General features: G+C 40.4%; 7 protein-coding genes. All 7 read right to left on the bottom strand.

What is annotated here, in order from left to right:
- Positions 1-178 precede the first annotated feature (178 nt).
- The 7 genes from HMPREF9009_RS09015 to HMPREF9009_RS08985 all read right to left on the bottom strand — a co-directional run bounded on the left by HMPREF9009_RS09015 (position 179) and on the right by HMPREF9009_RS08985 (position 15,364).
- Positions 179-1,588, bottom strand: a complete 1,410-nt coding sequence (locus HMPREF9009_RS09015; RefSeq protein WP_192918837.1) for a glycoside hydrolase family 28 protein — start codon at positions 1,586-1,588, stop codon at positions 179-181.
- A 35-nt stretch (positions 1,589-1,623) separates the two neighbouring features.
- A complete protein-coding gene (locus tag HMPREF9009_RS09010) occupies positions 1,624-4,887 on the bottom strand; it encodes a DUF4450 domain-containing protein (protein WP_053095306.1) in 3,264 nt (1,087 codons plus the stop codon).
- Between the two features lie 16 nt (positions 4,888-4,903).
- Positions 4,904-7,015: a hypothetical protein gene (locus HMPREF9009_RS09005; RefSeq protein WP_049701964.1), complete on the bottom strand. Its 2,112-nt coding sequence runs from the start codon at positions 7,013-7,015 to the stop codon at positions 4,904-4,906.
- 121 nt (positions 7,016-7,136) lie between these two features.
- Positions 7,137-8,819, bottom strand: a complete 1,683-nt coding sequence (locus tag HMPREF9009_RS09000; protein ID WP_008645534.1) for a hypothetical protein — start codon at positions 8,817-8,819, stop codon at positions 7,137-7,139.
- Complete coding sequence (locus HMPREF9009_RS08995) at positions 8,819-11,962, bottom strand: SusC/RagA family TonB-linked outer membrane protein (RefSeq protein WP_049701963.1); 3,144 nt, start codon at positions 11,960-11,962, stop codon at positions 8,819-8,821. Before HMPREF9009_RS08995 ends, HMPREF9009_RS09000 begins: the two co-directional genes overlap by 1 nt.
- Before the next feature lie 21 nt (positions 11,963-11,983).
- Positions 11,984-13,654, bottom strand: a complete 1,671-nt coding sequence (locus HMPREF9009_RS08990; RefSeq protein WP_049701962.1) for a hypothetical protein — start codon at positions 13,652-13,654, stop codon at positions 11,984-11,986.
- 3 nt (positions 13,655-13,657) lie between these two features.
- Positions 13,658-15,364: a DUF5108 domain-containing protein gene (locus HMPREF9009_RS08985; protein ID WP_049701961.1), complete on the bottom strand. Its 1,707-nt coding sequence runs from the start codon at positions 15,362-15,364 to the stop codon at positions 13,658-13,660.
- Positions 15,365-15,380 lie beyond the last annotated feature (16 nt).

Genomic DNA, 15,380 nt, shown 5'->3' with positions numbered 1-15,380 from the left:
AAAACTAATCCAACCATAATAAAGCCTAAATTCATTTTTTTCACAAGAACTACTTTAAAAATAAGGAGCTGTATTTTTCCATAATATTAGTACGAAGGTAACATAAACTTGTACGTCATAGATAGTCTTCCATTCTTCTTCATTCATAGCCGGATTTTTTATCTATCACGATTATACCCTATTTCACCAATTCACCATTGATATAAAGTTTTTTGAAAGTAACATCTTTCGCCCCTTTAATATCATTTGCTCCTTTGGCTACATTATTAAAATGAGAATCCTCTACACTGATATTATATACATGTTTATCATCCTCCAATCCGATAATAAGCACACCTAATTTACTCTTCTCACAAGTCACATTTTTCAAATGCACGTTACGAACAATCGGGTCAAAACCTCTCTTACATTTTTCCCGATTCTCATATTGCAAGTTGATGCGCAGCACTGCTTCACGACATTGTCCTACCGTTACATTACGAACAAATACATTTTCTATAAGTCCTCCACGGCAAGTGCTCGTCTTAATACGAATGACACGATCCAGATTCGGGCTATCCATCCGGCAATCTTCTACAAACAAATTGCGGTAACCACCCGAAATCTCACTGCCGATCACGACTCCTCCATGTCCATTCTTCATCATACAACCGCGTACAATAATATTCTCACTGGGAATATTCCATTTACGTCCGTCTTCATTACGTCCTGATTTAATGGCAATACAATCATCACCCGTGTCAAATGTACAATTCTCTATCAACACATTCTTACAAGATTCAGGATCACATCCGTCTCCGTTAGGTCCACGATTGAAAACAGTCACTCCGCTAACAATCAAGCTCTCGCAGAAAAGAGGATGAATCACCCAAAATGGAGAATTTAACAAAGTAACACCTTCAATCAAGATGGTGTGGCAGGAATGTAAGTTCAATAGCTGCGGACGCATGCCATCTTCCGGCTTCATCAGACGCTTGTAAACAGGAGTCGATGTTTCACCATACATCAACAGACGTTCACGACCTCCATTACGTTGAGCCACCATGCCTTCTTTCCAACCATACTTTACGGCCCCACACATCGGCCACCAAGTTTCCATGCTACCTTGTCCATCAATAATCCCTTTTCCGGTTATGGCAATATTGCTTTCACCATAAGCGTAAATCAAGGGGTGAGCGTTATAGCAATCAATTCCTTCCCAACGGGTTAAAACAGCAGGAAAATAAAGGCTTTGATCTGTAGAGAATTTCAAAACAGCTCCCTCCTCGAGATGGAAATTCACATTGCTCTTTAAAGTAATAGGTCCGGTATAAAAAGTACCTTTAGGAACAATTACTGTGCCACCTCCTGACAGACTGCACTGTAGAATAGCCTGATTAATGGCTTCATGGCAAGGATTAGCCTCATCATCCGTTTTTGCTCCAAAATCAGTTATAAGAAATGTTCGTTTCGGAAAAGAGGTCCGTTTAATCTGTTTTTCGATACGGGCGCTTTCTTTAAATGCTTTATCAAAATCAACAGTATTCGCAAATGTTACCTCTGACACCAAAAGCAACATCAGTAGTAAATTAATAGTTCTTCTCATCATAATTCTTATCCTTTTATTAATATGTTATTTTTATTTTATTGCAATGTAACTCCCATCAGACCGATAACAACATCGTTTGAAAGTGTTTCCAACGTCAGATGACTTAACTCTTTGGAAGGATTCAGAGGCATGTCCAAAAGTACACCTGCTCCTCCCTCGATGGAACGTCCATAAACACCCTTTATGCCTAAGTCCTTTCCCAAATCATTGCTAACCAAACCCGTCTTAAAATGAATGCGATAAGGACGGGGAGAAACAACGGTGAATGCCTGACCATCAACATAGAAATCTTGCTCAATAGGACACCAGTTATCCGGATTCACTAATTCCAATACATCAGAAGTTCCATCTGTATAGTATACACGAACAATACCATTAGCAATGCGACACTGCATGTGGTTGGTACTGCCTGCCATCATTAAATAGGCATGAGAAGCCCGACCGGAAAGCGGAATACTCAAACTGTCGGGATAATTATCCCACAACGAAGTAAAAGCAATATTGCTTCCTTGAGCCAATGTTCGGAATGGCACACCCAGTTTGGTAGTCAGCATCTCATCACGTACCAAGGCACGCAAACCTGCATCATCAATATCAGCAGTTAATTTGGGATGGCACCACTCGCCAATGCCCTGAACAGGAAGTTGCAAAGTGGTATAAGGCGAACGGGGTGTCAGATACTCATTCCGGAAAATATCAGTCACATTCGCATTGAACAAAGAATCCATATTCATCACCCGGCACTCTGACGTATTCACCTGTGAGAAAGGAAGAATGACTGATGTTTTTTCCGATTTCGTAATCTGTACGTTTACAGGCTGCCACCATTCCATCTGTCCTTGTTTCATGCGAACAAAGAATGTATGATGCCCCAAATGATCATTGACCTTACTTCTTATAGATGTATCACTAACATTCGGTTGTATCAGCACTCCCTGCGGATCATATATTTTACCGAATACCGCCCCTAAAATGGATGGAATACGGATTTCCGCTAAAGCCTCCGCCTGTATTTCAGGCAGAACCGGATTCAGACAGTTTCCTTTCCACACAATTTCGACAATTGCTTTTTGGGCAGAAGAAGCAGGAATAACAACCACCGGATAACCGGAAGCAGCTTCCGCAAAGCTCCAGTCAACTTCTTTCCCATTTACTTTCACAGAATGAATCCTTTCTCTTCCGACATTCACTTGTAATGTCAATGCCAAAGGCGCCTTAAAACGTTGCTCTATCCGGTAAATATCCGTATCATTCTCCCTGACAAAGTGATAGGTTATGTCAGGCAAAGAAATAGAAGCTTTTAACCATCCTGCGGGAAATCCCGGACGAATCACCATCTTCCCGTTCAATACATCGGGTAAAATGCCATACAATCCTTGTACCAGTAATCGGGAAGCTACCCCTATCGGATCTCCAAAGTCACGATAACATTCTCCACGGGCAGCATCATAAAAGCTGACTTGCCCCAAATTTCCGGGACTGTTACCTAAGTACATACCATCCAGAAATGAACTTTTCATCAATCGATATGCTTCCTCCGGACGTCCTGCCTGGAAATAGGCCAAAGCTGTATGCATCACCTCTGCGAAAGCCACATTATTGATACTCCAGGAATAAGGTAACCAATTGGTAGTGGCAATCGTTGCATACCCCTCTTCCAATCCATCGGCATACACGGGGATATGTGGTATTTCCGTATCAACATACCGTGTAGCCTGATATGCTTGAAAAGGATCGGCAACGTCGCTATCGAGTGCATGGTATATAGTCCATAATCCCGGACTTTCGTGAAGCCGGCGATGTCCCATAAAATCCTGATATTCCGCCCAACAACCTTTGCTCTGCATCCAAAGACGCTTATTCATCGCTTTCAATATTTGCTCGGCTTCGTTCTGATAAGGTGAAGGGTCTTCGCTTATCAAAGAAGCAAGAAAAGCAGCCATTTTATTGGCACGGTAGTTATAAGCCGACGAATGGGTGACTGCGCCACTGTTGTAGTAAAGCGCATCACTTGCCCAAATACAAGCGTATGCATCATATAAACCATCATTGTCCGGATCATAATTTAATTTTTCCCAAGCTAGATGGCGGGTAATCACAGGCCACATTTTGCGGACATACGCAGTATCTCCCGTCCAGTTGAAGTGCCATAACAATTCATCCATGTAACAAAGATTCATGTCATAGTGGTGCATCTGATTGTTACGTCCAGGATTCCGGCAAATATACCCATTACTATATTGAGGAGTTCCCCAACGTTTTTCCGAACGCGCCAGATTCATTGTAGAATCTTGTGCCGGATGAGGTATTGTATTCGGGACATCAGTCACCTGACTGGCTGCATAAGCATCAAAATGAGTCCGTGCCCGGTCATGCCAACCTAAGGCATCACCAGTATATCCGGCCCTCCATCCACTTAACGGCATACGCCAGCCAATAGCACCGTGCAACCAAACCTGTCCGTCCCAAATTCCATCGGCAGCTGCGACCAATGCACCACCCAACGTGTTCAAATAAGGGTCCGGCGTTTCTATCTTCAAATGAGAAGCCAACGCCAAAGAGGCTGCCTCCGCTTGTTGATAGAGTTTACGGACATTATAGCCTTCGGGAACCTCCCCACGTACCAAGTATACTTCTTTCTGCAAAGCAAGTTCACCTGTGACAAGGTCAGTCGCTTCGGCAGGAAGTTCGAAGCAATCAGCCGGATCTACCCCCATATCTCCATTACGACTCAAACGTTTTCCGGTAGCTCCCCCATGTTGCCAACGAAGTATAGCTCCTTTAGGCATATTCGAAGGAGAAAAACGCCAAATAGCTCCATCCATATCGGCTAATGCCAATACTGAAATACGCAGTTCTCCTTTTCCCCAAGACGGGTCTGTCAAATAATAGGTACGTTTTCCAGCCGAATAACGGGATTCACAATACCCGGTGCGATCAAGCGCCAATTCTGTTCCGTCACGAAGAATGACTTTGAAACTTATATTTCCTCCGCGTCCGTTATTATAAAAAGCAAAAACCGGTCGGTCACTTGTTTCTACACGAAAAGGACTGTGACTACCGTACAAAGCACGGGTATACCGATTCTTACCATTGACACAAACAAACTCATCACCATCGGGACGATATTGCAACGTCCTTTTTGTACCTCGCAGATGTTCATTCAAGGAGATGGATTCTTTAAAGTCACCGATCTGCTTTGCCTCTCTTTGAGCATTTAATGGTATCACCAACAACATCAAGAGGCAACAAACAGTCAGCTTTCCTTTTAAAATAAGATTCAGATGAAAATAACTCATATTTTTTTGTGTTTGATTATGGTAATGGCTTCAATCCTTCCCAACGGACATTCCAAGTTCCATCTTTCGGAAATCCCGGATTAGTCTCCGTACATCCGTCCCAACCGGCACACATCATCGCAATAGCAGTCAGCAAGCCGCCATTACCCGGTAAATAAATACGTAAACGACCGTCCTGATAATTATGACCATTCGGCAAGTATGTGTTTGTGCGTTTATCCATCAGTAAAGCTCCGACGGCCTTTTCCGGTTCACCCAAACGGGCAGCATTCATAGCCGTCATCGGATAATCCCATCCCCAGGTTTTACCCCAATTCCAGTTATCCCAAATCCAGTGCAATGTATTTTTCATATAATCTTCCCGGATAAGTTTATTCATCGGAAGAATACCGACTGCACCTAATACTGCCATGTGGTCGGAAGTATAACGAATATCTTTATAAGTATCTATGGCTGTTTCAGCAGCCAGATAAAGTCCTTCATTATTAGATGCTAAAGGGGAAAGTTTATCGATCATTTCATCCCATTCCAAACTGCGTTGCTGTCCCATACGTTCACGCCATTGTTGGGCGGTCTGCATGGCAAAATGCCAGTAAGAAAGTTCAAAAGGAGGATTAACTGTTTCTGCAGCACGCAACGTTTCTTGTGCAGGAATGGCACCTTTCAATATGTAACGTCCTTCCAGTTCATCGTATGTAGCAAAAGAGTACATAAATTCTGCAGTCTCCTGTACCAAACGATTATATTTCTCCAATACTTCTTTAGTCGGATCAGCACGATAAAGTAATTCTGCCAAATAAATTAAATGAGGTTGTTGCCAAATCAGAAAACTTCCTACTTTGGAAGGGGCTTCTGTTCCTGAAGGATCGGTCATTTTCATCCAGCGAACACCATCAAACCCTTGTCTTTGGGCTATTTGACGCGCTATCGGTTCAGCCTTCTCATACCAGCCTAATGTACGGTCAAGTAAGTTGCTACGATTCCAAAGAGCAAATTGAGCTTCGTGCCACCAGATCATTTCAAGATGAAATTTGCCAAACCACGAATTATAGGTAAGCCCCGTCTCTTGCGGAGGAGTAGTACCTGCACTCTGAATAGCAAGCAAATATTGGCTAAGTACCACACGTCGTTCCAGTTCTTTGGCCCGTGGGTCTGTACATGCCGAAAAGTCAACAGCTGCGCCTTCCTTCCAAAACGAGTTCCAATAGTTTTTTGCTTCTTCTTGAGTTTGTGCTACAGTAACAGGCTGCGTTGAAGGAGCTGTACTAGTAAAAGCACATGTAAAAGCTAAATGATCGTCCATTGGAGTCAGAACAAAATAATGTTTTGCTTTCTCATTGAAAGTAGCCTTCCCTTCCCAATACAAAGTTACGAAATACTCTGTGCTATCTAAAGTATGTTTCAAAACTGCGGAAGATTCATTTTGAGTAACAATAGTCGTTGTATGTTTATCAACGGCTTCCCAATTACATGCATCATCACAATGAGCGCCCGTAGGATACGGAAAGCGAAAACAAATCCCGGTATGCGCCTTAGAGGTAATATTTGCAGCAATCATATCATTAGAAGGATGGCAGACTGTCTCCACTTGATAATCTTCACCGTTTAATTTAAACCGACTTTCGATTTTTCCATCCCACAAGCAAAGTTTCTGATGAACGTCAGTTACCTGTCCAATATCCGTACCTTCTTCCACGTCAAAGCCGACAATTCCTAAATGAAGACGATGCGGATTGACACGAAACCAATTAGCGGCATCCTGTTGTCTGCCTTCTTCTTTGAATTGAGTAGCGTAAAGTTCTTTCTTTCCCCTGCCAAAATCGTATTCTTTCAGGGTTTCTTCCGGAGTAAGCCGGTCCGGATTGGCGAAACTATGCCAGCCCCACTGGCTCTGCGTTCCCAATGGAACTCCTTTTTTATAATTGTCCGGAAACGTCTGTAATCCGGTTATGTCTACCGTATAAGCAAATTCTCCATTTCCTACAGAAAGTGAAGCTAATGAATCGAATGCCGTCACAACAGGACTATTCCTTTCTACTAATGCCTCGCGGTCAATTATCGGCTGATTTCCATCTCCGCAAGCTGTCCAAATAAAAAGTGCTGCAATAGATACTGCGAATGTTTTCATTTTTCTTTATTATTGTTATTTACAAAAGTATTTATTTTTGAAACAAATGACGCGGATTCTCATTCAAAAACCCGCGTCACTCCACCCTAATAATCCAAACCAAAGGATGATTTGAGGATCTTTATTTTAAATTCCATTTGATAAAATAGTCTCCATTCATTATTTTGGAACGAATGTCTTCAGCATTGCCAGTAGTTTCGTACTTTTCCGAAATATACTTCGCCATGAAACTATTATCATTATAACGTTTTGCCATACGAATCATAGCCGGATAAACTTTTCCTTCGCATGCCATTTCCAGCATCATTTCTTTCAATATTTCTTCATCATTGTTTTGCTTATCGGAGGTAAAGGTACGTGATCCTAAACCACTATAACTTACTTCCGTTCCACGAATCCCCTTGTCACCATATTTACGGCTAGCGATTCCTGAAGTTCCATTTGAATAATTGTATACGGTACTAGCATTTGTCCAATGAGGGGTAAACCCATACCAGTTACCAGAATAAGTTCCTTCTTCATTAACGTCGAATTCACTAATATACCCACTAACACCAACATTAATTAAAGCGTCTATTACCGCTCTTCTACCCAACTGATTGAAAGCTTCCGCCAACATGAAATAGAGGTCTGCCCCTCGATAAGTATACACAAATACGTCATCACGATAAGCAGCACGCAAAGGACTGGAAATCGGACGAAATTTACAAACCACCCATTTTCCATTGTAATCATAAACCGTACGATCCATTCGGAAATCTTTGGTTTGATTACCCAGCGGATCGAATTCATTGTCTTTGAAACGTTCAACTGCCACTTCGGCCGGTGCTAACCAATATTTATTCGGATAATCAGAATCGAAATGTTTCAACAGATTGTTCGTCTGTCTGTTTTGATAGTCATACATGATTGCTGATGCAGATTCATAATCATACGGTGTCTCATTATTAAAAAAATTATTATAATGACTGAACAACATATCATTACGTAAAAAAGCAATAGATTGATTGTTGGTCTTTTCATACATACTATTCATTTTGTTAAGTATCATATTGATACACTGCTGGTATCTACCTAACCACAAGCAAATCTCTGCATATAAAGCATAATAAGGCGGAGTCATCATATCCCAACGACGATATTCACTGTTCGCTAATTCTGTGTCCGGATCTACCCAGTCTTTCCAAGCCGTTTCATAAGTTCCATCAATGTTATCAAAACCAATATCCAACAAATTCTTACAAGCAACCATTGTTTCATCAAGATTCAACACGTCAAACTTTGACAAGTCTCTTAATGAAGTCATCGGTTTATCCACCCAAACTACCTCTCCATAGATTTTGGCAATTGTCATAAACATCCATGTCTTAACACGTAGCGTACTGCTGACCAACGCCTTGTAATGGCTTTCGTTAATAGAATTATTTTCTTCGTATGTTTTCAATTTTCGAAGATAATCGTTGCAAGCATTAATCACTTCGTAAAATCCGGAAGGATCTGCATACGAATTACCACTCAAATCATCATCATAATTATACAAGTTATAGAGTTCAGTGGGTGCCGTTGCAGTCGGCACCACCATTTCTCCACGAAGTTCATTCAGATAAATCACCTTGTCTCCAATAGCTTGCATTTTAGTCATAATACCAATGTAACCGGAGTACATCTCACTTTCTTCCGATATATAATCCTCATTATCGAGTGTAACATCCGTATCGGGATTAAAGAAATCATCACATCCTCCCAATAAGGTAGCCGCTAGAATGAAAGCGACATTTAATAATATTTTTTTCATCTTCATCATTAGAATTTCAAGTTAATACCCAATTTGACAGATTTCGGTTGCATTACTTTCGCATAATCAAATCCTTGTATTGCACTATTACCGGACGAGTAAGCAAATTCCGGATCCAGTCCCAAGTATTTAGTAGCAGTAAGCAGATTTTCTCCTGTCACATACAGTGTGCCGGAACGGAAGAACTTCCAAACTGGCTTATCAAAACTATAGCTTAACGTAACACTCTTCATGCGCAAATAAGAAGCGTCTTCAATCCAGCGAGAAGAAAATTTGTTATTGCCAATAGCGTCTCCATAATTGGCACGCGGAATATTGGTCACTTGTCCTTCCACACTCCAACGATTGGCTACAGCAACACTTTGGTTGGAAAAAGATGAAGCTGATTCCAGTGTCTGCCTTACTGCATTGTAAGCTTCGTTTCCTTTTGAATATGAGAACTCAGCAGCTAAAGCAAACTGTTTGTAACGGATGTTGGTGTAAAATCCTCCAAAATAATCAGGAGTAGCACTACCCAAAGATACATAATCTTTAGAATCGATCCGACCATCATTATTCTGATCTACATAACGTACATCACCGGCACGGTATGGCTGATTACTACTGTTCAGCAATGCTGCCTCTTCTGCCTCCGACTGAGTGGAGTAAACACCCGTTGCCTGAAGTCCGTAAAACTCATATGGATTACCTCCTACTCGACTCACCAACATGGAACCGTCTTCATATTCAATTACTTCTTGTTCCTTGCCACCTAACGACTTGATTTTGCTTTCCATAAAAGAAATGTTACCTCCGACAATCCATTCAAAATCACGCAGGCGAACAAGTGAAGCCTGTAAAGAAAGCTCTACTCCATTATTGTCAATCTTACTGACGTTTGCATAATAAGCAGACGTACCATAAACTGCAGATTTACTAATGTTCATAATAACATCTTTACTTCTTCCACGATAGTAATCAACCCCTACGTTAATACGATTTCTTAAAATGCTTGCGTCCAAACTCAAGTTCATTTGTGAAGTTACTTCAGGTTTCAAGTGTGTATTCGGAATTTGTGTACGCAAAATACCTGACACTGCCATATATGGCGAACTACTATAATACGACTTTCCGTAATTAGAAGAAAAACGACTGTTTCCCATCAGACTATATTCCGCACGAATATCCAGACGATTTATCCAATCTTTATCAATCAGGAAAGACATGTTTTTCATCATCCAGGTGGCACTACCTGACGGATATACCTGGAAATGATTTGTATATCTTCCGTTGGCAGAAGAACCGTCAATTGCCATATTGAATGCAGTATTCAGAACATTATTATAAGTATAGTCGACATGAGCATAGATATTCGCCCAGTTCCATTTGTTCTGATAACCATCGAAATAACGACCAACAGCATTTGCAGATCCCAACACCTGATAGAAATCATTAGTAGTGTTACGGGCATATGCTCCGTCATATTCCTGCAAAGTAGTCATTGCCTGGAATCCTGCCATAACGTTCAGTGCATGACGGCTGTTGAACAACTTGTTGTAGCGCGCATTTAAATTATAAAAGTAGTTAGTGGCTTCCGCTACACCTTCTCGTATCGTATTTTCTTCTGTACCATATGAGTCGGTGATAGGAACAATGGTAAGATCCGTACGTCCCGGAACAAAAATGTGTTCTTTATTGTAATTATAATACAACCCAAACACACCACCAAGAGAAAATCCGGGAAACATTTTATAATTGAAACCAGCTTTGATATTGACGTCATACTGCCGACTTCTCGCATCTAATGTATTAACAATAGCCAGCGGATTACTTACGGCATAAGCCATATTCTCGCTAATTCCATAATAATAGGTAGAATAAACCGGAGTAAATATTCCATTATCAGATTTTTGGTAAGGGGCCAGCAACGGAGACTGTGCATAAGCAGTGAGTAACGGATTGGTACGCATATTCATTCCTTGTTCCTGATAATTGCCATTGATATATGCCAATCCGACAGTAGCATAGACTTCAAAATTCTTACTCACCAAGAAGTTTCCGTTCAACTGGGTATGGTAGCGATTCTGCTGGGTACTTTTCAATATTCCATCTTCTTTAGAGTACCCCAAAGATAAATCATATTTAGCGATAGCATCACCACCTTCTACCCGAAACAGATTCTCCGTTACGAATCCTCTCCGGTAGATTTCATCCTGCCAGTTCGTATTGTTATTGTAGTAGTTAGCATATTTGCTGTTATTAGGATCACTCATAAAAGGAAATTCAGTAAAGAACTCATCCATATTACCGAAATAACTCATACCCATATCCGACAAATACGAACGGTAGTTGATTCCGTTTAATAATGGCATACGCTTATTATTCCAATTGATACCAAATTGTCCATAGTAACTGATTTCCGTATTCATGTTGTCCGAATTAGCACCATCTGTCTCAATCAGAATAACGCCATTAGCACCCATAGAACCATATAAAGCAGCCTCTGCACCTTTCAAAATTGTAATATTCTGAATATCCTGCAGATTGTAAGCTTGGAAAATATTACGGCTCAATCCGTTAATCAACGGAGAATCATTCACGTCCGGTATATGAGGTATACCATTAATAACAACTAACGGAGCATTGTTACCCACAAACGAACGTACTCCACGGAAATTGAGATAACTTCCCTCTCCAGGCATACCGCTACCACGAGTTACCTGCAAACCGGCAATTTGTCCAGCCAAAGCACGGTCTATCTTCATGCCGGCAGGCACAAAGTCTTTTTTGGCAATATTCTCAGCGGAAGTAGTAACACCGTTTGTCTCAATACGGAAAGGCAACACCGTTGTCTCATTATACTTGTACTCCGATTCGGGAATCAGAATAATAGACATCTCCTTACGGTTATTTACCGCCTGAAACACTGTATAATACCCGGCAGCCCAAACAGAAATATTGGCTTTCTGCGGATCCTTGCATTGAATTTGAAATACTCCATTTTTGTCCGTAGTGACATCTTCACTTCCGGTGACAGAGATTACCGCACCCTCAATCGGAATATTCAGGGTAGATAATATTTTACCGCTTATTTTGCCTTGTTCCTGTGCATACAGATTAGCTGCGAACAGGCAAATTAACAGGGCGAAAAATAAAACTTGTATCTTTTTCATGTTGTCTTTATTTTCATAAGATTAATAACAGTCCTTAGTTGGTCTTAGGCACCAATGATATAACGATGCGTGTTTCAAGTTGCTTCCAGAGCCTTTAAAGCGGATCACAATTTCAGAAGCTTTATCACCTGGAATAGTAACTGTGCCTACAGTACCACCGTCACGATCGTATTTTGCTTTATCTTTAAATCCTTGTTTAACAGCTTCATCTATATTTTCCGGGTATCCCCCTTCTTTACCACGGTCGTAATGGAGAGCAGAATTGTTGTTTAATTTAGACTGTGAAAAAGTACCAACTTGAATTTCCTCTCCATCTTTGAAAATTGAAAAATCAATCGCTCCCAAGTCTTTAGCTTGCCGGAATCCCATAGCAAACGTGTAAGTTCCAGGTGGAATTTTGTATGAAGTAGCGACATAATCTTTTCCTACCATTTCACCTCTAAACGGGGTATAGTCCAGCGTATAATTTTTATTTTCCAAATCTGTCAGAGTAAAATAAAGTACCCTATATCCTATCTTGGGAAATCCTAATGCCGGCCATCCATTTATAGTTGCTTCGTCTGTTTCACTGATCTTTTCAAATGAAAGATTCGTAGTGTTGAAATACTTTTCTTTATCACTTGCGCTCAGATATTCATAGTTTCTGAAAAGTTCCTTAAGACGGTAAATCAATACGTTAGTCGGTATTTTCATTTTTGTGACACGGTAAGCCGTTCCGTTACTCATAGGAATCGGATTTTCAAGGTCTACTTCCTGTACAGTAGTACGCCATTGTTTATCAAACACAGAAGTCAGATCTTCGTTTGTTTCAAAATCTTCCTTGCTATAAACGCTGTTAAAAAAAGCAGCTTGGAACACCCAATTCTCCAAGATGCTGTCTGCGCGTACCATATTCCAATCAGCCAAATTTTTCCGTGCGGTACTCAAGGCCTGATTCACCACATCATTGGAAGGGAGCAACATAGTAGCAGTGAGATTCTCAGACATGATGTTGAATTTTCTATTCTCGAAATAAGGAGCTTTGACGGTAAATACAGAATCATACACAGTATTTCCTGTCTTATCTACTCCTATCACCGTACTTGCATTTTTATCAAATGTCAAGACATAACGTGATCTGACCATATTACGAAAAATAGAATAATCGTCTCCCAAATTCTCAATAATTTCATACAGACTTCTCGGAGACTCTACAGCCTGATCCAATAAATACAAATATCCATTGGTTAGCTTAATAACTTTAGTAACATTTGCATTGTTGAAACGAACACCGGCAACTGCTCTAGTCTCAGGAGAAGTGGTAGAAATATTTAGATACTTACCACTCCACATCAAAATACGCTGTCCGTCTTCCAAATTAGAAGGAGAGATGGATGCATCAGAAATATAGGTTTGAGCAGTATATATAGGATCATCCCCTGCTGCAATACCTGATTCTACAGCTAGAATAGTGTACATCTGTTCTTTCTCCAATAGTTGCTCCACCATACCTGTTTTGTTAAACAATTGGTACATATCGCTCAATGAAGGCTCCTGAGCCAAATAATCGGTAATGGTTGCATTAACTACAGAAATCTCCGTATTATTCACCTTACTGGTATCTTGGGCATAATGCTCATCCCATGTGTCGGTACAACTACTCCCTATCAATCCGATTAGAGCAATGCCAAATATATATTTTCTTGCTTTCATAATTTATTCGTCAAATATAGGTTCAAATAATAAGTAATCAATAAGTATACGATAGTTGGGGTCTTTACTTGCAGCAGGGTCATTCATCACTAATCGGAAAGTGTGAGTAGAAGTCTCTGTAAATTCCAGTTCAGAATAAAGCACATAGGAATAACATCCTAATGTTTTAGAAGGAACTGTCGTATAAGGAGCGCATGTAACAGAGTTTTCTCCATCAAAGCTGAAAATCATTTTCCCTCCGTTACTGCCGCCTGTACTGGTTCTTATAAATTCCATGGAAGTGGCGTAACCAAATCGTAATGTCACTTTGTACTTTCCTTTAATAATAGATGGCGTTTGCATGGAAACCCAACCTGTATTACCCAAGTTTAACATCAGGAAATCCATATTATTTGCAGTATTCCATCCATTATTGGTTCGGGTAGTAAAATAAGTGACATTGTAATAACTACCATAAGTTCCAGAAGGATTATTAAGGCTATATTCATAACAATTGAGACCTGAAACATCACACTTTTTCTCTGCTGTACCAAAAGATTCTTGGAATTTGATCCCATCTTCTCCGTTACCAGCCGCTATCCAATCGCCAATAATAGAATAATTGCATACGTCAAACAAAACAGTTTCCGGTTCGGCTTCCGCCACAGGCAAGTAAGAAGAAACTTGATGAATATAACCATTTTTAGCTTGTAAATTACAATAGTCTTCTACAAAACAAGCTCGATTCTCATCCCTGTAGTTCAAATAGAATATCTTGTCTTCTTTGCTGATTCTTATCACGCTTCCAGCATTCAGTGTATTCCATATTTTGGAGGTTGCGTCCGGTGTATCAAAGCTACGTAATTTACTCAAATCATAGCTTCCATCCAAAACATGATAAGCTACATATTGATACAATACATTCTCTGGATTAGTATAATCACTGCCTGCTCCTAACAGTTGTACCAAGTCTTGCAAACTGTTGACACCTGCTTCCTTGAATACATCGTCCGATACTGCCAACAATGTATAATTGCGTTTCTGCTGAGTGGTCTGACCCAAATCATCTACTATATCATCATATATAACATCTAATTCCGCACCCACTCCTGTAGCATCCATTGCAGATTTCAGAATTGTGTAGGGACGTCCGCTTTCAGATATACGAGCATATACACTTTCTGTAAGTGGCGTCAGCGTATTTTCCAATACATATACATAACCGTTAGATACCTTATTTGCAAACTCTATTACATGAGCTTCATTATTCAGGTAAACAGACTGCATACCACCACCTCCAACTTCCGCACTTCCGAAAGATACCATCAAGACATCATCAGAAACGGTCCTTTTTGCTAATGCCCCTTCCTTCTCTATAAAAATTTCCTGACTAATGGTATCCTGTACTATGTGATAGGACACTAGGCTACGTGCATACTCTGTACCCAAATCTTCAATGGAAGAAACTCCCTTTCGATTATAAAATTCTTTTACAGCAGCATTATTAGGTACAAAAAGTGTAAAAGACTGTGTTGCCTGATTTACAGCATTGTACAAGTCTGCATACTTCATAATGTGAATCCATTCGGAAAAGTCGTCTGACCTGTTGGACAAATAAGTTCCTGCAGGCTGCATATCGAAAACAACATATGTATCTCCGTCATACGGATCATTGCAAGCTGCACATAAAATAATGAACAGCATCCAGTATATTTTTTTCATTTTTTTCATTGCATATCGTTATTTA

It is taken from the genome of Bacteroides sp. 3_1_13 (assembly GCF_001185845.1).
GTDB classification, from domain to species: Bacteria; Bacteroidota; Bacteroidia; order Bacteroidales; family Bacteroidaceae; genus Bacteroides; species Bacteroides xylanisolvens.
This window is presented reverse-complemented; position numbering and strand designations above follow the sequence as displayed.